Genomic DNA, 22960 nt, shown 5'->3' with positions numbered 1-22960 from the left:
GGTTTTAAATGCAGACTGTCGAACCAAGGAGAATACGATGGCCTGCAGTTGCTCCGCCCCAGAACCCAAATCTCCCGCTCCGGGCTTCCGCAAGGCTCTGTGGATTGCCCTGGCAGTCAATCTCGCCATGTTTCTGGTCGAAGGTTTCGCCAGCCTGCAGTCCGGCTCCGTCTCGCTGATGGCGGATGCTATCGACTTTTTCGGCGACAGCGCGAACTACCTGTTGTCTCTGAGCGTCCTGTCTATGGGCATGCTATGGCGAGGGCGCGCAGCCTTTGTGAAAGGCCTGACTATGGCCACGTTTGGTCTGGTGGTCTGGTTCCGCGCGGTCTGGGTCGCTCAGAGCGGCATCACACCCGAACCGCTGACGATGGGCGCCGTTGGCTTACTGGCCCTGGCGGCCAACGTGGGCGTAGCCGCAATACTGTTCAGGTTCCGTGAAGGGGATTCAGACATGCGCTCCGTGTGGTTATGCAGTCGCAATGACGCTATCAGCAACATCGCGGTTATGGGAGCCGCCTTAGGAGTATTCGGCACCGGCAGCGCCTGGCCGGATCTGATCGTGGCGGCCATCATGGGAACCCTGGCAGTCACCGCGGGTGTCAGCGTTGTCCGCCATGCCCGGAAGGACATCACAGAAGCCCGTTCATGCCGCGTTCCACCGGCGACGGAGAATGCCCACTAGAACGCAATCGATACCATCACCGGGATATACAGCAGGGCGAACAACGTGCTCAGCAAAGCCGTTCCAGCTGCCTGCCGGGGGGCGATATCGAGAAGTGTCGCGATCACCACCGTATTGGCGGCAATCGGCGTAATGGAAATCAGGAATATGGCCTGATGCACGGCGGAACTATAGATGCCGAACACGTTGGCATCCAGCCACCACAGCAGCAGAGCGACCAACGGCCAGGATACAAATTTGCCGAAAAACGCCATGCCAGTAAAACGATAGTTGCCCGCCAGTCCCCGGAACGACGTGATACCCATACCGATTATCATCATGCCGAAGACGCTGTAGGCGCCTCGGAGATTATCAAACAGCGGGACAAAAATATCCGGAATGCGAAAACCGGACAGGTTCAGAGCCACCGCCGCCAGAAACGCATACACAACCGGCAACCTCACTACCCGCTTCACCGCATCCCGCAATTCGTATCGCCCCCGGGCAGCCAGATAGAAACCCAGAGAGTTTTCGAACAGGGTTGTTCCGAGCATACACACGATATAGATCGCCAGCCCTTCCTGCCCGAACAGTAGCAACGCCACAGGGATACCAAAGTACCCGGTGTTCCCCGTTCCCACGCTCAGGGGAATGATGTTGGCACTGCCATCCGTGATGACTTTTTTGGCCAGTTTCAGATGAACCAATCCCATGACCGTACAGATGGCGTACACGAGCAGCGGCAACAGCACAACTTCCGCCGTCAGCGGTGCCGCCATCACGCCGGAGAACACCACGGACGGTGTAACGATGTAAAGCATGATCCCGGCTATGTGACGCCCACTCGCCTCCAGGTAGCGTCCGGCAACCCACCCCAGGGCGACCGTTACGTAGAGGGGAATCAGCTTTAGAAATAATGCCAACGCAGCGGCCATCAGGGCTCCAGACAGAAGAAACGAGTAGAGTTTGGAGCGGAAATTCTAGCAAGTATCCCTTCGGAGGTAACTCTCCAGCTCAATGGTGAGATCGCCCGTCTTGCTTGACAATCATCAACAGCATTCAAGATGAATCTTTATATCCTAGTGCTGTAGTCAGGTATTCCAAAACGACCAAGGAGAGAGACCAATGGCCGAGCGCTTTACCAAAAGCATGGCCAGGAACATATACCTGGGAGGCAGTGCCTTCTTCGTGCTTCTGTTCCTGGCCCTGACTTTTGACACCCAATCACGGGCTATGCCCGAGCGAGATAACCGGGACCAGATTACGGAGCAGGTAGTCCGTGGCAAACACGTCTGGGAAGAAAACAACTGTATCGGCTGCCATACGCTGATGGGAGAAGGGGCCTACTTCGCCCCTGAACTGGCCAACGTATTTGACCGCCGCGGTGCTGGTGACTCTGCAGTCTTCAAGTCCTTTATGAACGCCTGGATGAACGCCATGCCAACCAACGTGCCGGGCCGTCGGCAGATGCCGCAGTTCAACCTGACGGATCAGGAAATTGAAGATCTGGCGGAATTCCTGGAGTGGACTTCCAAGATCGACGACAACAACTGGCCACCCAATATCGAAGGCTGAGGGAACTGATATGAGATATGAATCCCAAAGGGTCGCCATGCCCTACTTTATCTTTGCCCTGATCCTGTTCGCCGGCCAGATTGTGTTTGGCCTGGTGCTCGGGCTCCAGTACGTTGTGGGTGACTTCCTGTTCCCGGAAATTCCCTTCAACGTCGCGCGGATGGTGCACACCAACCTGCTGATTGTCTGGCTGCTGTTCGGCTTCATGGGTGCCACCTACTATCTGGTGCCGGAAGAAGCCCAGACCGAACTCTACAGCCCACTGCTCGCCTGGATTCTGTTCTGGGTGTTTGCCGTTGCCGGTACCCTGACCATCCTCGGCTATCTCTTCGTGGACTATGCCACTCTGGCAGACGTCACCATGAACAAGTTGCTGCCTACCATGGGACGGGAGTTCCTTGAACAGCCCACCATTACCAAAATAGGCATAGCCATTGTGGCAGTCGGGTTCCTGTTCAATATCCTGATGACAGCCCTGAAGGGCCGCAAGACGGTGGTCAACATCGTACTCATCACCGGCCTGGTCGGCCTTGCAGCGCTGTGGCTGTTCTCCTTCTACAACCCGAGCAACCTGACCCTGGACAAGTACTTCTGGTGGTTCGTGGTGCACCTTTGGGTTGAGGGTGTCTGGGAGCTGATTATGGGAGCTATCCTCGCCTACGTACTGATCAAGATTACCGGCGTGGACCGGGAAGTGATCGAGAAATGGCTGTATGTCATCATCGCCATGGCCCTCATTTCCGGCATCATCGGTACCGGTCACCACTTCTTCTGGATAGGGCCGCCGGAATACTGGCTGTGGCTGGGCTCCGTGTTCTCTGCCATCGAGCCGCTGCCATTCTTCATGATGGTGCTGTTTGCCTTCAACATGATCAACCGCCGCCGGCGTAACCACCCGAACAAGGCCGCAATGCTCTGGGCCATGGGTACCGCTGTCATGGCGTTCCTCGGCGCTGGCGTGTGGGGCTTCCTGCACACTCTCGCTCCGGTGAACTACTACACCCACGGTAGCCAGATCACTGCGGCCCATGGCCACATGGCCTTCTACGGCGCCTACGTGATGATCGTGCTGACCATCATTTCCTACGCGATGCCCATTATGCGGGGCCGCCCCTACGGCAATAGCAATACCGCCCAGGTACTGGAGATGTGGGGATTCTGGCTGATGACCATTTCCATGGTGTTCATCACCCTGTTCCTGACTGGCGCAGGCATCCTTCAGGTGTGGCTGCAGCGTATCCCCGAGAGCGGTCAGGCGTTGTCGTTCATGGCAACCCAGGACCACATCTCCCTGTTCTACTGGATGCGATTTGTGGCTGGCTGTTTCTTCCTGAGTGGTCTGGCGGTGTACTTCGGAAGCTTCTTCATCAAGGGGCAGGCATCCCCTTCTGAGGAAGTGCGTGGCCCGGCCACTGAAGACGCCTGATCTTAACTGTGCAGGGCGGGGAACACTCCCCGACCCTGCCATTACCCGGCCTTCACCATGCAAGCTCAAACCATCAATCCGAAGGACAGACTACAGACCAAACGATTGGTCACCCGCACGAGCTTCTTCGCGCTGTTCCTGCTTGCACCGGTACTCAACCTGTTTCGTTACGACCTGACCGAAACCCGATTTATTGTTCTGGGATTCCCCCTCTCCTTTAACCTCGACCTGGACTGGGTTACCCAAAGTGCACCGGTCGATGTTGCTAGCCAGATTCTGGTCTGGTTTATCCTGCCCATTCTTGTGCTGGTACCCGGTGTTCTCTGGGTTGCCTGGAAATGGGGACGAATCTACTGTGGCTGGCTGTGCCCACACTTCTCTGTGGTGGAAACCATCAATCATCTGATGACCCGGATCACCGGCCGGCCGACACTCTGGGAAGCCCTTAAAAAAGGGCGCCGCGGCAAGGCGATTCACTGGACCTGCCTGACTCTGGTGTGCGCTCTGATCGGTTTTTCCTGGGCTCTGGCCATGCTGTCTTACCTGCTGCCACCCATTCCGCTCTATACCGACCTGTTCACCGGAAACATGGGCTTTTACCCGTCCGTATTCCTGGCCGTTGCCACCACTTTCTTTACGCTGGATTTCCTGTTTGCCCGCCACCTTTTCTGCAAATACGGCTGTGCATTCGGTGTGGTGCAGAGCATCGCCTGGATGACCAATGGACGGGGCCGGATGGTGACCTTTGATACCGAACGTGCAGCCGCCTGCCGCGACTGCACCAAGGCCTGCGATGAAGCCTGCCCGATGCGTCTGCCGACCCGCAGCCACAAACGAGCCAAATTTACCTGCACCCAGTGCCTGCAATGCGTCAGCGCCTGCCGGGAAGTTCAGAAAAACAACCCGGAAGGTAGCCTCTTACACTGGGCACCAGGTAAACCCAGCAGACAGACCGTTCTGATTCCCGTCCGGCAACTGGGCAACGAACCAGCCGGTCGACGGGACTGACAAGGAGCCGATATGGAAGAATGGGTTGGCTACAAATGGCATGAATACATCACCCGTCAGGCGCTGGGAGAATTCCCTGAGCACGCTGTCATCCTGAAAGACGAAGCTCACCACCTCGGCATTCTGTTCCGGGCACTGGGTGGTGATCCGGCGCTGAGTCTGGTGACTGCGGAACCAAGGCATTTCAGACTACGCCGGCGCTTCCTCCACAAACTGGCCGGCACCCACCGGAAGTTCGAACTGGCGTGGCGGGATGAACAGAACCTGCGTTTGCCGGAACGGATCGCTCTTTTTCCAGCCCGGGAGCTGAACCGGGATCTGTACCTCTGGTTGGCCGCACTGGCAGCCTCTCCCCACCCCGAGAGCGGCAACTGGTTTGTCGATAACCAGGCCATGGTGGAATCTGTCCTGGCCCGCTGGCCAGGGCTTGAACGAATGTATCAGCGGCTGGTCAGCCACGCATTACAATGGCGACCACATCCAGATGATTTGCCCGAAGGCGAAGCCGCCCGGGAAGATGCCATACGCCAGGCACTGATTCATCCGGGTAGCATCCAGCGCTTGCCTAAAGCCGCCAATGATCCCTGGCCGGTTATCCTCTGGCTTTACCCGGCGTTGGACCTCAGTAGCAGCGCTGGCAAGATCACCAACGACGATCGCAATCAGGCCAGCCCCGGAGGCGTGCCGAAGAAAAGAAAACGTAGACAGGCCGAACGGGTCGAATCCTTCGACCGGGACCAGGGGTTGATGATCTTCCGGTTGGAAAGCCTCTTTTCCTGGACTGAGTTCATACCAGTAGACCGGGCCGGAGACGATACCGAAGAGGATGACGCGGAAGCAGTTGCCGACGACATGGACAGGATTTCTGTTTCAAGCGACCGCAGCGATACCTCCGCTTCCATCAAGTTCGACCTGGATCTGCCGTCGGAAGAGAATGACGATATTCGCCTCGGGCCCGGCATCCACCTTCCGGAGTGGGACTGGCGCAGCCAGAGCTATCGGGAGAAATTTTGCTGCCTGCAACCCATGCTGGCACGGGAGGCACCAGCAGCGGAACTGCCGGAACCTTTGCGACGCCCGGCGAAACGACTGCAACGGCAGTTTAGCGCTCTGAAGCCACTGAAACAGTGGCAAAGACGCCAGGTGGAAGGCGAAGAACTGGACCTGGATGCCTGCGTGGAACGAGCGGTACAGCACCGCCAGCGCCAGGGCGCCATCGACCAGAAGCTGTTTCGGCGCTGCCAGCAGAGTCAGCGTGACCTGGCCTGCCTGGTACTGGCCGACGTGTCGCTGTCCACTGAGTCCTACATCAACAACCACCAGCGGGTCATCGACGTTGCCCGGGATGGCCTGCAACTGCTCAGCGAAGCCCTCTCTGCCAGCCGTGATCCCTTTGCCCTGTTCGCCTTTTCCTCACGGCGCAGGGACCATGTGCGCTTTCATCACATTAAAGGCTTCGATGAAGCCTACACCGCTACTGTGCGTGGCCGGATACAGGCCCTTGAGCCCGGCTACTACACCCGCATGGGCACCGCGATCCGGCAGGCCACACGGGTGCTGCAAAGCCGCCACGAGCACCAGAAAATCCTGCTCCTGCTCACCGACGGCAAACCCAACGACCTTGACCTCTACGAGGGCCGCTATGGCGTTGAAGACACCCGTATGGCCGTACAGGAAGCCCTGAAAGCAGGCCTGACTCCTTTCTGCGTCACCATCGACGACGAAGCCAGCGAATACCTGCCCTACGTTTTTGGCAGCAACAACTACGTGGTGATCCGGGATCCAGCACAGTTGCCTCTGCAGCTACCAAAACTCTATCTGAATCTGACCAGGTGACCATGAGCACTCCATCGGCAGAAACCAAGACCCGACACCTGCCCGGCGACATCGCCGTCTGGATGTTCATCTTCGCCGAACTGGCCGTGTTCGGCATCCTGTTCATCGGCTTTACCGTCGCCCGCAGCCTCGACCCGGCCACCTTCCATGCCGGCCGTGAAGTGCTGCACCCATGGATCGGCCTGCTCAACACCGCTGCCCTGATCACCGCCAGCTATCTTGTCGCCACGGCCGTCCACCAACTCCGTCATGGGCAGCGGAGATGCCACCTGAGACTCTGGCTCGCCGTCGCGATATCCAGCATCTACACCATCGGAAAGCTCTGGGAATACGGCAACCTGTACGGACTTGGCTACAACCTCGGCACTGATACCTTCTTCATGTTCTATTTCTTCCTGACCTTCTTCCACTTCATGCACGTGGTGCTGGGCCAGATCATCCTGGTCGTGCTTGCGGTAAAGGTCGGTCGCGGCGACTACGACGGCAGCGACATGAACGGCATGGAATCCGGCGCCTCATACTGGCACATGGTGGATCTGGTCTGGCTGGTGCTGTTTCCGATGGTCTACGTACTGGCATAAGGAGGGCACAACATGCTGACGATATATTTGACTCTGATAATCTGTACCTCATTACCCGTCATTGCCATGCAGACCGGGATGGGGCCCGAGTTTCTGGTTTGGCTGGTTTTCGGACTCATCATTGTGAAAGCCATGCTACTCGTTGATCACTTCATGGAGATGCGGAAAGCCCCAACAGGCTGGCGACTGGCAGCCCAAGGCTGGGCGCCGGTTGTAGTCACTGTTATTGCAGGGTTTCATATCTGGGGCTGAGACGAAAACCACTCAGTAAAGCGATAAGCACAGAGTTCGCAAAGAGGTTTTGGAAAGGGCTGTCCAAAACTGTGCGGAGCCATGGATGGCGGAGCTCAAGCGTCACATGGACGTGCCGAAGGAGCGGGTTTTGGACAGCCCTTTCCAAAGCCTCTAACTCCTGGACAGTCAGGCTACAGCAATACAGAGGGAAACAACGGCGGCTTATCGGACATGGCGAATGCGAGGGAAACCATTCCCCACAACACGAACCCGGTGTGCAGGACAATTGCCCACACCAGAGCGAACGTCCAGAAGTGGCCGGTATTGCCAAACGCTAACCAAGGCAAAGCCACACCCGCTCCGATAAGCAAAGCACCGATGACAGACATGAAAAACGCAGCCTGTGTATGAGCCTGCCGAAGCTCACCGTTCTCACTCCGGTGAATATACAACCAGGCAAGAACGGCAAATCCGATAACCGGAATCACCAGCAAATTCAGTAGATACCAGACAACCGGAACAACAGCTCCGCTAGCGGCCTTCTCCCGGCCTCCCGAATACCGCATACACCACCTCCATGAGTGCAGCCACAGTTGCCTCGTCGTCGGACAGCGGCTCGATCATTCCCGCCCGAACGGCATCCAGCGAAGGCAGACCGGCTTTTATCATCATCGCCGTGTGAATCAGCAACCTGGTAGACGCGGCTTCCTCCAGATCGTGATCCTTCAGGTTCCGCAAAGCAGACGCAAGGTTCACCAACTGGACCGCCAGGTCACGGTCACATCCGGCCTCTTCTGCCACAATAACCTGCTCTTGAAGCTCTGAAGGGTAATCAAACCTCAGCGACACGAAACGTTGCCGGGTACTGGGTTTCATACCCTTCAGCAGGCTCTGGTAACCGGGGTTGTAGGACACCACCAGCATGAATCCGGGGGCCGCCGTGAGCAGTTCTCCCGTGCGTTCAATTGGCAACTCACGACGGTCATCCGCCAGCGGGTGAAGCACCACAGTCGTGTCCTTCCTCGCTTCCACCACCTCATCAAGGTAGCAGATCCCACCTTCGCGAACGGCCCGCGTCAGAGGGCCATCCTGCCAGTAGGTACCGTCGGGGCCGATCAGGTGGCGGCCGACAAGATCCGCTGCGGTCAGATCATCATGGCAGGCAACGGTATACACCGGCCGGTTCAGCTTCTCGGCCATGTAACGGACAAACCGGGTCTTGCCGCAGCCGGTAGGGCCCTTGATCAGGACGGGCAGGCCGTTGTCTGCCGCCGCCTGAAACAGTTCGATCTCGTTGCCAACCGGTTGATAAAACGTCATTTGGAAACTTCCTCTGAATCCAGGCCCTCAGGCCTGATAAAACCATGAACCCATTCCGGGAAAACCGCAAAAATCTGTCGATCATCAGAGCGCTTCATCGCCGCCAGGGCATCCTCACACAACACGCCGGCCAGATCCCATCCGGTTCCCCGATACCAGCCGCCAGACGTGAAGGGCTCTCCTGCCCAGATCACCACAAGATCATTCGGCTCCAGCATCTCGTCCACAAACCCCGCTTCTGAAGCAGCCGCATGGGTGTTGTTGTGCAGTACCAGCCCGAGCGACGAGCTGTAATCACCAGTTTCATAGAGCTGGTCCCGGGCCGGCACTACCCCGGCTTCCGCCAATGCCTCCAGAGGCAACCGTCTGCCCACCGGATCCGTCCCCGAGATAATGGCGAGATCCCGACCTTCCAACTCCGACAGGCTCCGAACACCAGCGGTACGACGGCTGATCCAGGCAGGCTGGGGCAACTTGCCCAGTCGGTTCACCGACACCAGCTGCGGAACCTCTCCGGGAGGCGGTATTCCCGGTCGGTAGACCAGCCCCGCACCGGCAGGTTCATCGCCGATCACCACTTCGGCCTCGCAGCCTGCACGCTGGAGATAGCCCGTCAGTCGTTGGCGGGCCACAACCGACGTCTTATTCGGCGCGATAATAGAAATCACCAACTCACCGCCCTTGGCGCCTGCTCCAGCCGACACAGCCAGCGTCAGCCCAACCAACAACCCGGCCAGTATTGCTCCTTTGCCGAACTCAGAGGCCAAGGGTCTGGGCCCTGCTGGTAAAGAAGATTCCGCTGGGTTTCTCCGCTTCCAGCACGTTGACCGGTTCAAGGGTACGGGTGCTAAAGACCGTCACCCGGTTACTGTCCCGCGCCGACACCCAGACTTCCTCGCCCCTCGGCGTAAACTCCATGTGCAGCACAGCCTTGCCCGGCTCCAGGGTTTTGATCACTTCCAGGGTCTCGCTGTCGATGACCTGAATCACGTCATTTCTGGGGTGGGCAAAACTGACCCAGATCTGGCGGTTATCCGGGCTGGCCATAACGAAGACCGGCTGTCCCTGAACATCAATCTTTTCCAGCAGCGACCAGTCATCCATGGCTGCGACCAATACCTGGTGGTGCCCCACAGCCGGGAAAAACGAGCGACCATCGGCCACCGCCCAGCCTTCAAGATGCGGCATTTTGTATACCGGCAGCTTCTGTTCGCCCTTGCCATAACCCGGCAGGATTTCGATTACACCCGACTCGGGATGCCAGAGGTCCAGCATGGAAAGCCCATCTTCGCCAAAGAGCCCGGCGATGTAATAGCGGCCATCAGGTGTGATCAGTGCGTCATAGGGCGCTTCTCCCGCCTCAAGCCTGTGGATCTGCGGGGTTGGCTCCGCCATATCGAGTGTCCAGATCTGGCCGGCATCGAACAGACTGAAAATGAACCTGTTACCCGGGGCATCCACCAACCCAACGGTTTTCGAGCGTTCCGGCCCGCCGTCTTTTCCGACGTAGACCGCCGGTACTTCCACCACCAACGCCAGGGTTTCGCTGTCGAAGACCTTCACGCCGCCGGGCTCATAGTTCGAGACGGCCACATAACGGCCATCCTGGGAAATTGCCCCACCAATGCTGTTGCCAGACTGAACCACCCGGTTGACCAAGGCCCCTGTCAGCAGGTCCACCTTGGATAGACCACCGTCACGCCCGAACACATAGCCGTACCGACCATCACGGGAATAGACCACCGAGGCATGAGACAGGTCACCCAACCCTTCAATGCGCCCCAGCACGCTATGCTGAGTGGTATTAATCACCAGCACCGAGCCGGTGGCCCGCTCGATGATCAGGCCGAGATCGCCAGTACCCATCAACGACGCCGGAGCCACGAACGCGCCCGTGCTCTCTGCCATACTCTGACATCCCACCAGACCAATAAGCCCTGTCAGCAGCATCACTCCTGCCAGCAGGCCCCTGAAATTCCGTATCAGGTACATGGCGCTCAGCCCTCCAGGTTTTGGACAAATTGGTTACTTAATTCGAGACAAGGCTGCCAGTTTTAAGTTGCTGGCTGATCCATTCAATTTCTTCAGGTGTAAGCAGAGGTTTCCACGGTGGCATCGCCGTTTTCGGAACCCCTTCACGGATAATGGCGGCAATGGCGTCGACAGATCGTTGCTCCAGATTCTCCGGTCTGAGCGCAGGCCCCAGCCCGCCTTTGAGGGTCATGCCATGGCATGAACCACAGTCCTGAAGTACCAGATTGGCCAGTTCAGACTCGGATCGGGAGTCCGCTATTGCCCCTGCTGAAAAACTGATCGCCAGGGTCCAGATCACACTGGCATACCCGTAACCCAAACCACTCTTCACAATCGCAACCATCTGCACAGTCTGCTCGCCTCCCAAGGCTTTTCCGCATCCTCGCAACGCCGGATTTCTTCAACCTTGATATTGGTTAACCACCATAGCGAACACAAGGAATCATTTGGCATACCCCTTTTCGGGTAGACGGCCAACAAACAGCCACTCTCTGATAAAAATCAATGTTTGCGGGCTCAAAGAGGCGAAACCTACAGGGACTCTTTAATCCAAGGAGAGAGACCTGATGAGAGTAACCAGCAAACTATTTCAACCACTGGCACTGGCTGCCGCTGTCGCATCGTTCAGCGTGCTTACAGCCCAGGCCGCCCCCAAGAATCCCGATCCTTCCAGTACCGCCTATGAAGGAGCACCCAGCGCGGTCGAGCCTGAATCAGCCCGGATCGTCCGCTCCCCCGGTGCTCCCGACCTGACAGATGCGGAGTTCGAAAAAGCCAAGGAGATCTATTTCCAGCGCTGCGCGGGCTGCCACGGCGTACTCCGTAAAGGCGCGACCGGTAAGCCGCTGACTCCAGACATTACTCAGGAGCGCGGCATCGACTACCTCAAGGCCTTCATTACTTATGGCTCGCCCGCGGGTATGCCGAACTGGGGTACATCCGGTGACCTGACCGAAGACGAAGTGGAACTGATGGCCAAGTACGTCATGCACGAGCCACCTCAACCGCCCGAATTCAGCCTCGCGGATATGAAGGCCACCTGGGAAGTGATCGTTCCACCAGAGGATCGTCCCAAGAAGCAACTCAACGATCTCAACCTGAAGAACCTGTTCAGCGTGACCCTGCGAGATGCCGGCCAGATTGCGCTGATCGATGGCGACACCCACAAGATCGCGAAGATCATTCCCACCGGCTATGCGGTGCATATTTCCCGGATGTCTGCGTCAGGCCGCTACCTGTTCGTCATCGGGCGGGATGCCCTGATCAACATGGTCGACCTGTGGATGGAAGAGCCGGATACCGTTGCCAAGATTAAAGTCGGCATGGAGGCTCGCTCGGTAGAGACATCGAAGTACAAAGGCTACGAGGACAAATTCGCGATCGCCGGCACCTACTGGCCACCGCAGTTCGTGATCATGGATGGTGAGACTCTGGAGCCGAAGAAGATCGTGGGCACCCGGGGCATGACCGTGGATACCCAGGAATATCATCCTGAGCCTCGTGTTGCCGCCATCGTTGCTTCCCACGAAAACCCCGAGTTCATCGTCAACGTGAAGGAAACCGGCAAGATCATGCTGGTGAACTACGAAGATCTGGACAACATGGACATCACCTCCATTGACGCTGCCCGCTTTCTGCATGACGGTGGCTGGGACAGCAGCATGCGGTACTTCATGACCGCAGCGAACCAGTCCAACAAAATTGCGGTGGTGGACTCCAAGGACCGAAACCTGGAAGCCCTTGTCGACGTCGGCAAGATTCCTCACCCGGGTCGTGGCGCCAATTTTGTTGATCCGAAGTTTGGACCGGTCTGGGCAACCAGCCACCTGGGCGACCATACCATTCAACTGATCGGCACTGACCCTGATGGTCATCCGGACAGTGCATGGAAGGTGGTACGCACGTTGGATGGCCAGGGCGGTGGTTCCCTGTTCATTAAAACCCATCCCAAGTCCAAGAACCTCTACGTGGACACTGCGCTGAACCCAGCGGAAGCCGTCAGCCAGAGCGTAGCGGTGTTTAACGTCGACAATCTGGAAGGCGGTTACGAGGTTCTGCCAATCGCAGAGTGGGCAGACGTAGGTGAAGGTCCCAAGCGGGTCGTGCAACCGGAGTACAACCTGGCAGGCGATGAGGTCTGGTTCTCCGTATGGAACGCCAAAGACCAGAAATCTGCCATCGTGGTTGTGGATGACAAGACACGTAAGCTGAAAACAGTGATCAAGGACGAGCGGCTGGTAACACCAACCGGCAAGTTCAACGTCTACAACACTCAGCACGACGTGTACTGATCGGATCCGGCCCGGAGGAAAAACCCATGAGACTGGATACTACTGACAAGCAACTGATCAACCTGTACCAGCGGGATCTGTCTGTTTGCGAGCGTCCCTATCAGGAGATGGCCAGGCGACTGGACATCCCGGAGGAAGAGGTTATTGATCGCCTGCAGTCACTCCGGAATCACCACGTGATCAGCCGGGTCGGGCCGGTGTTCGAACACCATCGGGCTGGCGCCAGCATCCTTGCAGCGGTGGCAGCACCGCCGGAGCAGCAGGATCTGGTGGCCGCCCGCATCAACCGTGCTCCGGGTGTCAATCATAACTACGCCCGCGAGCACACCTACAATCTCTGGTTCGTCATGACCGCGCCCGATGAGGACACCCTCGACGAGCGCCTGGACGAGCTGGAACACCAGCTCCGGTTACCCATGCTCAGATTGCCCATGGTGGCGCAGTACCACATCGATCTGGGTTTCGATATTGATTGGGAGGCTCTGGCATGAACACTTCCACCGACTACCTGGCGGTGGTGCCAGAGATATCAGGCCGGGGCGCCATCAGCGCCTGGGGATTGCTCAGACTGCGACAGCACCTGGAAAAGGGGTTACCGCTCACGCCCCGCCCTTACCTGACCCTCGCAGAACAAACCGGACTGACTGAACAGGAAGTCATGACCGCTGTTGATCAATGGCAGGCCCAGGGGTTGATCAAGCGTCTGGGCCTGGTAGTAAAACACCGGACGCTGGGCTATACCGCCAACGCGATGGTGGTGTGGGACGTTCCAGATAGCTGGCTCCGCTCCGTTGCAGAGACCATCTCCGGAGCACCTTTCGTAACCCTGTGCTATCAACGGCCACGCCGGCTACCGGACTGGCCCTACAACCTGTTCTGCATGATCCATGGAGTTGACCGCCAACGGGTTCTGGCCCAGATCGACAACCTGATTGCCAGTGCCCATCTGGAAGCCTTCCCCCACGCGGTACTGTTCAGCACAAAGGCCTACCGGCAATGTGGAGGGCGGTATGTCAGTAATGACTGAACGAGCCATCGGAAACATTGAAATACCGGATTTCAGCGATCTTGAGCGCAAGATTATCAACCGCCTGCAACACGGACTGCCAATGGTTCGCCACCCCTATGCTGCCGTTGCTGAGGAACTGGGCACCTCTGAACAAGCCCTGCTCGATACCCTTAAATCGCTGCTGGATCGCCGCATACTGAGCCGCTTTGGCCCTATGTTCCACGCTGGAGAAATGGGGGGTGGTCTGTCGCTGGTGGCGATGCGAGTGCCTGAAGAGACGTTCGACAGAGTTGTCGGGCAAGTCAACGCATTTGACGAAGTTGCCCACAACTACCGGCGCGAACACGAACTGAACATGTGGTTTGTGGTGGCAACCGAAACCCCCGAAGGCGTCGACGAAGTTCTTCGCCAGATTGAGGAAACCACCGGTTTCCCGGTCTACAACATGCCCAAGGAGGAGGAGTTCCATGTCCGTCTCCACTTTAAAATCTGACGCACCCCATGTTGACAATTACGTGCTTTGCGACAGGGATCGGCAGTTGATCCTGGCGACCCAAGGCGGTTTGCCGTTGGTGCCCGACCCTTGGCAAGCGCTTGGTCAACAACTCGGTATGCCCGCCGACGAAGTGCTCGCCCGCTTCCAGCGTATGCAGGAAATGGGTGTTGTGCGCAGGGTGGCGGCAGTCCCCAATCACTACCGCCTGGGGTATCGCTTCAACGGTATGACAGTCTGGGATGTGAAGGATGAAGCGATCGGACGCCTCGGACAGTTGGTGGGCAACCTACCTTTCGTCAGCCACTGCTACCGCCGCCCCCGACACCTGCCCTACTGGTCCTACAACCTGTTTGCCATGGTCCATGGCACCAGCCGTGAGGAAGTGGAAAAGAAAGCCGGTCTCATCCGCGATGTCCTGGGAGAGGACTGCCATGGCAACACCATTCTGTACAGTTCGGCGATCCTGAAAAAGACCGGACTGCGATTAAAAAAAGACGGCTCCTGAAGAGAGAATCACTATGTTTCGAATGACACGGTATATAGAGAGCCTGATGCACCCCACCCCGGTGCGTCCTGTCCCGAAACCCAAAGGACCGGTGGTTATCTGGAATCTGATCCGCCGGTGCAACCTCACCTGCAAACACTGCTACTCGATCTCTGCAGACATCGACTTCAAGGGTGAACTGGACACCCGGGAAGTCTACACCGTGATGGACGACCTCAAAGAGTTCGGTGTTCCGGTGCTGATCCTGTCCGGAGGGGAGCCCCTGATGCGGCCCGACATCTTCGACATCTCGGCCCGCGCCCGGGATTTGGGATTCTATGTTGGCCTGTCCACCAATGGCACCCTGATCAATGAAGACAATATCGATCAGATCGCCCAGGCAGGTTACGACTATGTCGGCATCAGTATTGATGGTCTGGAAAAGACCCACGATGAATTCCGCCAGAAACAGGGCGCATTCGCCGCCTCGATGGAAGCCGTGCGCCTTTGCAAACAGGCCGGCATCAAGGTGGGCCTGCGTTTCACTCTGACTCAGGATAACTTCCGGCAACTACCGGATATCCTGGACCTGCTCGACGAGCACGACATCGACAAGTTCTATCTGTCCCACCTGAACTACTCCGGCCGCGGCGGCCGTAACCGTAAACGCGATGCCTGGTACGACATGACCCGCGAGGCCATGACCCTGCTGTTTGATCACTGCCACGACGAACTGAAGCGAGGCATTCAGCGTGAGTACGTAACCGGCAATAACGATGCCGATGGCCCCTTCCTTCTGCAGTGGGCGCAGCAGCACTACCCGGATCAGGTTCCGGCACTCGCGCAGCGCCTTGAAAACTGGGGCGGCAACGCCTCCGGCGTCAATATCGCCAACATCGACAACCTGGGCGTCGTGCATCCGGACACCTTCTGGTGGAACTACGACCTGGGCAATGTACGGCAGACACCGTTCTCGAAGATCTGGTCCGGGACGACCGACGGACTGATGCAGGGCTTCCGCCAGAGCCCGCGTCCGGTGAAGGGCCGATGTGCAGACTGCCGTTACCTGACTATCTGCAACGGCAACACCCGTGTCCGGGCCTACAACGTCTCCGGCGACTTCTGGGAAGAAGACCCCGGCTGCTACCTCACCAATGAGGAGATTGGTGTTGCGGAAGTACCCAGACGGATTGCCGCAGCCGCCGTCGAAATCCCGGTCAACAACCTGTGAGGAACTGCGACATGTCCCCTATTCAACGGAAGAAGTGCCTGGTCGAGTTCCAGTTGGCTGAGCAACCACTGCGCCCGGGCGAAGTGGCTATTGTCGGTGCCGGCCCAGGCGACCCGGGGTTATTGACCCTGCGCGCCCTGATGCTCATTCAGCAATCAGACGCTGTGGTTTACGACCGGCTGGTTTCACCCCAGATCATGGAGCTGGTGAACCCAGGGGCAGAACGAATCCACGTCGGCAAAGCCAGCGGCTGCCATTACGTACCTCAGGATCAGACCAACGAGCTTCTGGTTCAACTGGCCATGAAACAAAGGCGTGTCGTACGCCTGAAAGGAGGTGACCCTTATATTTTCGGCCGCGGCGGTGAAGAAGCCGAGTTCCTGGTAGATAACGATGTGGATTTTCAGGTGGTGCCTGGCATCACCTCCGCCGCAGGCTGTGCCTCATACTGCGGTATTCCCCTCACACACCGGGATTATTCCCAGAGCGTGACGTTTGTGACCGGGCACCGGAAGGCCGACCAGTCCCTTGAACTTAACTGGTCCGTACTGGCTGCGCCGGGACAGACCCGGGTGTTCTACATGGGCCTGCATAATGCGCCCACCATCGTCAGGGAGCTCACCGCCCATGGTCTGAACGGCGATTGTCCTGTCGCCTTGGTGGAACGAGGAACAACGCCATTGCAACACATGACCGTCACCACACTGGAAAACCTTGAGGACACTATCCGCCAGGAAGACTTCCAGCCGCCGACCCTGATCATCGTCGGCGAAGTCGTGCAACTAGCCAACAAGCTGGCCCGTCCCTCGCAGGCAGGCTGGGACAGCGCACTGACACAACAGGCCTGATGTCAGCCGGATGGAACCCAAACAACAGGAGCAGTCACCGCCGATGCAACACAGACCAAATCCAGCCCGGGTACTTGCTTCCCGGCTGGCACCTTTGCTGGCCCTTGTTACCTGCACCCTGAGTGCGTCACTGACTCTGGCGGACGAAACCGGCGAAGCCGAAAAGCTCTACCAGCAACACTGCGCCAGCTGCCACGGCACAGACCGCCTGGGAGGCATGGGCCCGGCCCTGCTACCGGAAAATTTGTCCAGATTACGCAAGGCCGACGCCGAACAGACCATCCTCAATGGTCGTGCGGCAACCCAGATGCCGGCGTTTGCTGACACTCTGGACCAGACCTCCGTCGCAGCGCTGGCCGAGTTCATCTACCAGTCGCCAGCCGTTGTACCTGACTGGGGGAGCGCCGAAATCCTGTCCAGCCACCTGCTGCCCCATCCGGAGGGCAGCCTGCCGGATGAACCGGTGTATGAGGCGGATATGATGAATCTGTTTCTGGTAGTGGAAATCGGCGATCACCATGTCACCCTTCTCGACGGTGACAACATGGAACCAATTCACCGTTTCGCCAGCCGCTATGCACTTCACGGTGGCCCCAAATACAGCCCGGATGGCCGTTATGTGTATTTCGGCTCCCGGGACGGCTGGATCACCAAATACGACCTGTACAACTTAAAGGTGGTGGCTGAAGTCCGTGCCGGTATCAATATGCGTAATATTGCAGTCTCCTCTGACGGCAACTATGTGATGGCCGCCAACTACCTTCCTCATTCGCTGGTGTTGTTTGATGCGCAGAACCTGGAACTGATGGACGTGCTGCCGGTTGAAAATGACACTGGCGACAGCTCCCGGGTCAGCGCTGTGTATGCCGCGCCCCCCAGAAACAGTTTTATTGCTGCCCTGAAGGATATCCCGGAAGCCTGGGAAATCACGGTGAGCGACGGCAAAGCCACGGTTCGCCGGATGCAGACCGACACCTGGCTCGACGACTTTTTCTTTGACCCCGGTTACCAGCACGTCATCGGCGCAGCCCGGGACGGGAAGCACGGTTATGTGATCAATCTGGATACCGGAAAAACCGTTGCCGAACTCCCTCTTCCGGGCATGCCCCATCTGGGATCAGGCATCACCTGGGAATCCCAGGGCCGCCGGGTAATGGCGACACCGCATTTCCGCACCGGCGCGGTATCGATCATCGACATGGATACCTGGAAAGTGATCAAGACCCTGAAAACTGATGGCCCCGGTTTCTTCATGCGAAGCCACGAAAACTCCCCTTATGCCTGGGTTGATGTGTTCTTCGGCCCCAACAAGGACAAGGTCCACGTCATTGATAAGCAAACCCTGGAAATCGTCAAAACCCTGCAACCTGCACCGGGAAAAGTGGCGGCCCATGTGGAGTTCGACCGTTACGGCAAGAAGCTGTTACTGAGCATCTGGGATGAAGACGGCGCGGTGATCGTTTACGACGCCAACACGCTGGAAGAGGAAAAACGGATACCCATGAACAAACCGTCCGGCAAGTACAACGTCTGGAACAAGACCCACTACGAAGAAGGCACCAGCCACTAGACTTGTCAGACAAGCACAATGGTCGGGGCCGCAGGTTGGTGCGCCCTGCCAAAACTGTGCGGAGCCATGGATGGCGGAGCTCAAGCGTCACATGGACGTGCCGCAAGGAGCGGGTTTTGGGAGGGCGCACCAACCTGCGGCTATCCCCCTTTCTCGATAACCCGAGCAACCATTGATCGACTTAGTCAAATAGCGTTAATGATTTAAGTCATTTCAGAAGATGCCTCACTGATACGATAATGACCTGAATTAATTCATCAGGGTCAACGCTATGAACTCCCATTTCAGGCCCGAAATCAGCTCGTCTCCCTGCCTGCTTGGGGAACAGAACCCGGACATTACGCTTCCGGACCCCGCGCCCGGCTCTGCAGCACTGCTGAATGGCCTAAGCCGTGTTTTTGGCATTCGTCTGAGTGACAACCCGGACAATCCGGAAACCCGGATGCTTAACGATCTTGCACGCCTGTTCCATCAGCAACGGGTTGGCATGGAAAGCACTCTGGAAAAGCACGATGCGCCATGGAGGAACGTGTATCTCGTCCAGCACGGCATATTGAGGCTGTTCAGAGAAGCACCCAGCGGCAAGGTTTCCGTTCATCATTTCTTTACCGAAGGCGATATTGTCTGGCCGGTGTTCGGGCGTACCCGCACTGTTCGCAATACTCTTTGCCTGACCTCCGTTACGCCGGTTACCACCTGGGTCGCTGATTTCTCTGCCTTCCGCTCCGCAATCCGCTCCCACGGTGAAGGGCTCTGGCCGACGTTTGCACTGGCCCTGACCGAAGAACTGGCTGAGCTTACAAGTATGCGAGAATTCAGGAAGCAGACGATGTCCGCAAAAGAGCGTTACCAACTGCTGATTGAAGAATATCCCGAGTTGGTCAAGCGCGTGCCGGACAATCAGCTAGCCTCGTGGCTCGGCGTCGTTCCAGCGACATTCTCTCGTCTGAAAACCGGAGCCGCAAAGGCAGCTGATCGCTAGAACGGGTGATTCCGCCAGACGCTGTCTGAATATTCACAAAAGAACATTTGCGTACACGTGTACGCTGAAGTACCGTACGACCTATGGCTAATATGGATACTTCAGCAATGACACACGCAAAACAGACATTTGACTCCATTCATCACCGTATTGAGGAGTGGCTGAACAGTGCCACCCACGGCATTGGCGCCCTCCTCAGCGTCATCGGCACCATTGCACTGATCGCCGGTGCCAGTCAGTCCGGTGATGTCTGGAAAATTGTCAGCTTCAGCATTTTTGGGGCGTCCCTGATCCTGCTCTACCTGGCATCCGCTCTTTATCACAGTGCCCGCGAACCGGCACTGAAAGGCATTTTCAAAACCCTCGACCACTGCGCTATTTTTCTGCTGATCGCAGGAACCTACACCCCCTTCCTTCTGGTCAATATGCGGGGAACTGTAGGCTGGACGCTGTTTGCGATCATCTGGTCTCTGGCTTTAACAGGCGTGGTACTGAAGGTCATCTTCAAAAACCGCTTCAAGCTGGCACGGGTCGGCATATACATCGCCATGGGCTGGCTGATTACCTTTGCATCATCGGATCTGGTCGCCAACCTCAGTGACACCGCGCTCAACCTCACGATAGCCGGCGGTATCGTATACACCGCTGGTGTGGCGTTCTACCTGGCAGACCGTATTCCGTATATGCATGCCATCTGGCATCTGTTCGTGATTGGCGGCAGTGCCTGCCACTTCAGCGCCATTTACTATGGCGTGCTGCCACATACTGTCTGATCAGAAAGCCCATACCATCGCCATCAATATCCCCCAGGCCAGCAGGGACGCGGCCATGATGGTATATGTGGCGGACATCGCAACCACATCGTTATCGGTCCGCTGACAAATGGCCCTCACGCCCTGATACACCAAAGCGCAGGACAGGAACATTCCGGCGAATACCGCCACCACGCTTACAGACAAAGCCGGCACCAACAAAGCCAGCGATGACAGCCACAAGGGCAACGGCGCGATGGCCGCCACCAGATAGGCATCCTGGTAGCTGACATGGAGATCGTCGGCATCAAGCACCGAGTGTATCAACCAGCCCATCACGAAGAAGGTCAGCAGCTCGGCCAGGAACAGAATCGTGGTGATGAAGCGCCATTCCTTGCCTCCAAAGCCGGCCACAAAGCTGTCGCCATATAACGTGCCAGCGTAGTAGAGCAACACCGGTGGAAGGAATGACATGGGCACCACGATGACCCACGCCAACAACGGAATGGACAGATTCATTCTACGCAATTCGCTCCAGCTGCCGTCGCTGGAAAACGGTAAGCACAGCAGGTTGGTTATGTTCATATCAGCCTCCGTTCTGAAGGGCAGAAGTAATGCCTTCTATCTATTTCTTTTAGAATCAATACAACAGGTGGTCAAGAATGCCAGATGACCTTGGACAACCCGGTCAACGCTCCGGAAATGATTGGCTACCTCCAACGCGCCAACACACCCCGGGACTACCACCTTGGACATATCACCGACACAACCAGTTGATTTTAAATAAATTTAAACTTAGAAACTTAACGTGCCCAACGGGCGATCACCGTTGATACCATTTCAACCACTCCTTCCTTGATGATTCTCAAGATTCCCCCACCCCAATGATTTGCACAATGACTCCAAAGCCCAAACGTTGTGTTTACCACAGCTCCGGGTGCGTAAAATGAGGAGTGTGAACCATGGCCAGCAGCACTGCAGGCGCCAGCCCGATCGGCGCCAAACAAAAGACCAATGCCGACATCGAGCACTGGGATGCCGAAAACGAACAGTTCTGGGAACAGGAAGGCAAGCGGATAGCAACCCGCAATCTCTGGATTTCGATTCCGAGCCTGTTAATGGGGTTCGCCATCTGGCTGATGTGGGGAATGATCACCACCCAGATGAAAAACCTGGGTTTCCCTTTTTCAGTTGAGCAATTGTTTACCCTGAGTGCGATTGCAGGACTTTCCGGAGCAACATTGCGGATCCCGGCCTCGTTCATGATCAAGATTGCCGGTGGGCGTAACACCGTTTTCCTGACCACCGCGCTGCTGATGCTGCCCGCTTTTGGTACCGGCCTTGCCCTGATGAACCCGGAAACGCCGTTCATCGTATTTCAGGCGCTGGCGCTGCTGTCAGGTATTGGCGGCGGTAACTTCGCCTGCTCCATGAGTAACATCAGTGCTTTCTACCCCAAGAGCAAGCAGGGCTATGGTCTTGGCATGAACGCAGGCCTCGGCAACTTTGGCGTCACCACCATGCAGATTCTCATTCCTCTGGTGATGACGGTAGGGCTGTTCGGTGCTCTGGCAGGCGACCCGATGCAACTGACCAGCCCAAGCGGCACCCTGATTGGACGGATTGAAGCAGGCACAGACACCTGGATTCAAAATGCAGGTTTCATCTGGATGCTGTTCCTGATTCCCCTGGCGTTTGCCGGCTGGTTTGGCATGAACAACCTCAAAGTGGTCACCCCCAACCCGGGCAATCCCATGTCCGCCTTCGGCAAGATTCTTGGCCTTTACGGCGTAGGCATTCTGACCTCAGCAGCCGGTGTCTGGGCGTTGAGCGTGATGAATATGTGGCTGGCACTGCCGGTGACTATCCTCCTGACACTTGCACTGCTCAGGATGATCCCCGGCGACATCAAGCCCAACATCAAGAACCAGTTCAAGATTTTCAGTAACAAGCACACCTGGTCCATGACCGTGCTCTATATCCTGACGTTTGGCTCCTTCATCGGGTTCTCCGCGGCCCTGCCATTGTCCATCAGTGTCATTTTCGGAAACATGATGGATGTGGCAGCAGACGGTACGGTAACCCGGGTGGTGAACCCCAATGCCCCGAGCGCGCTCACCTGGGCCTGGATGGGCCCCTTCGTCGGCGCTCTGATTCGCCCGGTCGGCGGTTGGATTTCAGACAAGATGGGCGGCTCGATCGTTACCCAGATCATCTCGGTGATCATGGTGGTCGCCTCCGTTGCAACCGGCTATGTGATGATGCTGGCCTACAATTCAACCGACCCTGACAGTTACTTCGCCCTGTTCCTGATCCTGTTCATTGTTCTGTTCGCAGCATCAGGCATTGGTAACGGCTCCACCTTCCGCAGCATCGGCTTCATCTTCGATCAGCAGCAGAAAGGCCCCGTACTGGGCTGGACCTCTGCAGTCGCGGCCTACGGCGCCTTCATCGCTCCGAGGGTTATGGGACAGCAGATTCAGGCAGGTACCCCCGAACTGGCGATGTATGGTTTCGCGGTTTTCTATGCCGTGTGCCTGGTGGTCAACTGGTGGTTCTATCTGCGCAAGAACGCCTACATCAAGAACCCTTGAACAGCCCTGACAATGACGTTTCCTG

At 57.2% G+C, this 22960-nt stretch carries 25 protein-coding genes; 18 read left to right on the top strand and 7 right to left on the bottom strand.

What is annotated here, in order from left to right; genetic code table 11:
* The first annotated feature begins 37 nt into the window (after positions 1-37).
* Entirely contained in the window at positions 38-685 is a 648-nt protein-coding gene (locus tag FWJ25_RS02050) for a cation efflux transmembrane domain-containing protein (RefSeq protein ID WP_149598576.1), read from the top strand.
* On the opposite strand, the gene FWJ25_RS02045 is transcribed toward FWJ25_RS02050, so the two are convergent.
* Positions 682-1599, bottom strand: a complete 918-nt coding sequence (locus FWJ25_RS02045; protein WP_149598575.1) for an AEC family transporter — start codon at positions 1597-1599, stop codon at positions 682-684. The two genes, FWJ25_RS02050 and FWJ25_RS02045, sit on opposite strands and share 4 nt — an antisense overlap.
* Positions 1600-1789: 190 nt before the next feature.
* Here FWJ25_RS02045 and FWJ25_RS02040 point away from each other — a divergent pair, with 190 nt between their 5' ends.
* Genes FWJ25_RS02040 through FWJ25_RS02015 form a run of 6 tightly spaced genes read left to right on the top strand, consistent with a single transcriptional unit; the run spans position 1790 to position 7342 of the window.
* On the top strand, positions 1790-2239 hold the full coding sequence (locus FWJ25_RS02040; RefSeq protein WP_149598574.1) for a c-type cytochrome: 450 nt from the start codon (positions 1790-1792) through the stop codon (positions 2237-2239).
* Positions 2240-2249: 10 nt separating this feature from the next.
* A complete protein-coding gene (locus tag FWJ25_RS02035; protein ID WP_149598573.1) occupies positions 2250-3665 on the top strand; it encodes a cbb3-type cytochrome c oxidase subunit I in 1416 nt (471 codons plus the stop codon).
* A gap of 57 nt (positions 3666-3722) precedes the next feature.
* Positions 3723-4673, top strand: coding sequence for a 4Fe-4S binding protein (locus tag FWJ25_RS02030; RefSeq protein ID WP_149598572.1), 951 nt, complete (start codon positions 3723-3725; stop codon positions 4671-4673).
* 12 nt (positions 4674-4685) lie between these two features.
* On the top strand, positions 4686-6509 hold the full coding sequence (locus tag FWJ25_RS02025) for a nitric oxide reductase activation protein NorD (RefSeq protein WP_149598571.1): 1824 nt from the start codon (positions 4686-4688) through the stop codon (positions 6507-6509).
* 2 nt (positions 6510-6511) lie between these two features.
* Positions 6512-7090, top strand: coding sequence for a cytochrome c oxidase subunit 3 (locus FWJ25_RS02020; RefSeq protein WP_149598570.1), 579 nt, complete (start codon positions 6512-6514; stop codon positions 7088-7090).
* 12 nt (positions 7091-7102) lie between these two features.
* A complete protein-coding gene (locus FWJ25_RS02015) occupies positions 7103-7342 on the top strand; it encodes a cytochrome C oxidase subunit IV family protein (RefSeq protein ID WP_149598569.1) in 240 nt (79 codons plus the stop codon).
* Positions 7343-7515: 173 nt separating this feature from the next.
* On the opposite strand, the gene FWJ25_RS02010 is transcribed toward FWJ25_RS02015, so the two are convergent.
* The 5 genes from FWJ25_RS02010 to FWJ25_RS01990 form a co-directional block, all read right to left on the bottom strand.
* Positions 7516-7890: a hypothetical protein gene (locus FWJ25_RS02010; protein WP_149598568.1), complete on the bottom strand. Its 375-nt coding sequence runs from the start codon at positions 7888-7890 to the stop codon at positions 7516-7518.
* Positions 7856-8644, bottom strand: coding sequence for a CbbQ/NirQ/NorQ/GpvN family protein (locus FWJ25_RS02005; RefSeq protein ID WP_149598567.1), 789 nt, complete (start codon positions 8642-8644; stop codon positions 7856-7858). The genes FWJ25_RS02010 and FWJ25_RS02005 overlap by 35 nt, the downstream gene beginning before the upstream one ends.
* Positions 8641-9411 carry a PhnD/SsuA/transferrin family substrate-binding protein gene (locus tag FWJ25_RS02000; RefSeq protein ID WP_188093546.1) on the bottom strand — a complete coding sequence of 257 codons (771 nt, stop codon included), beginning with the start codon at positions 9409-9411 and terminating at the stop codon, positions 8641-8643. The genes FWJ25_RS02005 and FWJ25_RS02000 overlap by 4 nt, the downstream gene beginning before the upstream one ends.
* Positions 9401-10552: a cytochrome D1 domain-containing protein gene (locus FWJ25_RS01995; protein ID WP_149599046.1), complete on the bottom strand. Its 1152-nt coding sequence runs from the start codon at positions 10550-10552 to the stop codon at positions 9401-9403. The genes FWJ25_RS02000 and FWJ25_RS01995 overlap by 11 nt, the downstream gene beginning before the upstream one ends.
* A 121-nt stretch (positions 10553-10673) precedes the next feature.
* Entirely contained in the window at positions 10674-11021 is a 348-nt protein-coding gene (locus FWJ25_RS01990; RefSeq protein ID WP_149599045.1) for a c-type cytochrome, read from the bottom strand.
* Positions 11022-11244: 223 nt separating this feature from the next.
* Here FWJ25_RS01990 and FWJ25_RS01985 point away from each other — a divergent pair, with 223 nt between their 5' ends.
* From FWJ25_RS01985 to trhA, 10 genes are all read left to right on the top strand, one after another.
* Positions 11245-12969: a nitrite reductase gene (locus FWJ25_RS01985; protein ID WP_149598565.1), complete on the top strand. Its 1725-nt coding sequence runs from the start codon at positions 11245-11247 to the stop codon at positions 12967-12969.
* 26 nt (positions 12970-12995) lie between these two features.
* On the top strand, positions 12996-13460 hold the full coding sequence (locus tag FWJ25_RS01980; RefSeq protein ID WP_149598564.1) for an AsnC family transcriptional regulator: 465 nt from the start codon (positions 12996-12998) through the stop codon (positions 13458-13460).
* Positions 13457-13996 (top strand): siroheme decarboxylase subunit beta, encoded by a 540-nt coding sequence (gene ahbB, locus FWJ25_RS01975; RefSeq protein ID WP_149598563.1) that lies wholly within the window; start codon positions 13457-13459, stop codon positions 13994-13996. The genes FWJ25_RS01980 and ahbB (FWJ25_RS01975) overlap by 4 nt, the downstream gene beginning before the upstream one ends.
* The gene (locus tag FWJ25_RS01970) at positions 13980-14471 is read left to right on the top strand and encodes an Lrp/AsnC family transcriptional regulator (protein ID WP_149598562.1); all 492 of its coding nucleotides are present in this window, start codon (positions 13980-13982) and stop codon (positions 14469-14471) included. The genes ahbB (FWJ25_RS01975) and FWJ25_RS01970 overlap by 17 nt, the downstream gene beginning before the upstream one ends.
* The gene (ahbB, locus tag FWJ25_RS01965; RefSeq protein WP_188093545.1) at positions 14446-14979 is read left to right on the top strand and encodes a siroheme decarboxylase subunit beta; all 534 of its coding nucleotides are present in this window, start codon (positions 14446-14448) and stop codon (positions 14977-14979) included. Before FWJ25_RS01970 ends, ahbB (FWJ25_RS01965) begins: the two co-directional genes overlap by 26 nt.
* 13 nt (positions 14980-14992) lie before the next feature.
* Complete coding sequence (gene nirJ, locus FWJ25_RS01960) at positions 14993-16189, top strand: heme d1 biosynthesis radical SAM protein NirJ (protein WP_149598561.1); 1197 nt, start codon at positions 14993-14995, stop codon at positions 16187-16189.
* Between the two features lie 11 nt (positions 16190-16200).
* The gene (cobA, locus tag FWJ25_RS01955) at positions 16201-17037 is read left to right on the top strand and encodes a uroporphyrinogen-III C-methyltransferase (protein WP_149598560.1); all 837 of its coding nucleotides are present in this window, start codon (positions 16201-16203) and stop codon (positions 17035-17037) included.
* A gap of 43 nt (positions 17038-17080) precedes the next feature.
* On the top strand, positions 17081-18607 hold the full coding sequence (locus tag FWJ25_RS01950; protein WP_149598559.1) for a nitrite reductase: 1527 nt from the start codon (positions 17081-17083) through the stop codon (positions 18605-18607).
* Positions 18608-18878: 271 nt separating this feature from the next.
* Positions 18879-19589, top strand: a complete 711-nt coding sequence (locus FWJ25_RS01945; protein WP_149598558.1) for a Crp/Fnr family transcriptional regulator — start codon at positions 18879-18881, stop codon at positions 19587-19589.
* Positions 19590-19696: 107 nt separating this feature from the next.
* Positions 19697-20362 (top strand): PAQR family membrane homeostasis protein TrhA, encoded by a 666-nt coding sequence (gene trhA, locus FWJ25_RS01940; RefSeq protein WP_149598557.1) that lies wholly within the window; start codon positions 19697-19699, stop codon positions 20360-20362.
* Here the strand turns inward: trhA and FWJ25_RS01935 are convergent, their stop codons facing one another.
* On the bottom strand, positions 20363-20926 hold the full coding sequence (locus tag FWJ25_RS01935; RefSeq protein ID WP_149598556.1) for a Yip1 family protein: 564 nt from the start codon (positions 20924-20926) through the stop codon (positions 20363-20365).
* A 377-nt stretch (positions 20927-21303) separates the two neighbouring features.
* Here FWJ25_RS01935 and FWJ25_RS01930 point away from each other — a divergent pair, with 377 nt between their 5' ends.
* Positions 21304-22935, top strand: a complete 1632-nt coding sequence (locus FWJ25_RS01930; RefSeq protein WP_149598555.1) for an MFS transporter — start codon at positions 21304-21306, stop codon at positions 22933-22935.
* Positions 22936-22960: the final 25 nt, after the last annotated feature.

This window comes from Marinobacter salinexigens (assembly GCF_008370345.1).
GTDB lineage: Bacteria > Pseudomonadota > Gammaproteobacteria > Pseudomonadales > Oleiphilaceae > Marinobacter > Marinobacter salinexigens.
Note: the sequence above shows the minus strand (reverse complement) of the source record. Positions and strands in the feature narration are given on the sequence as shown.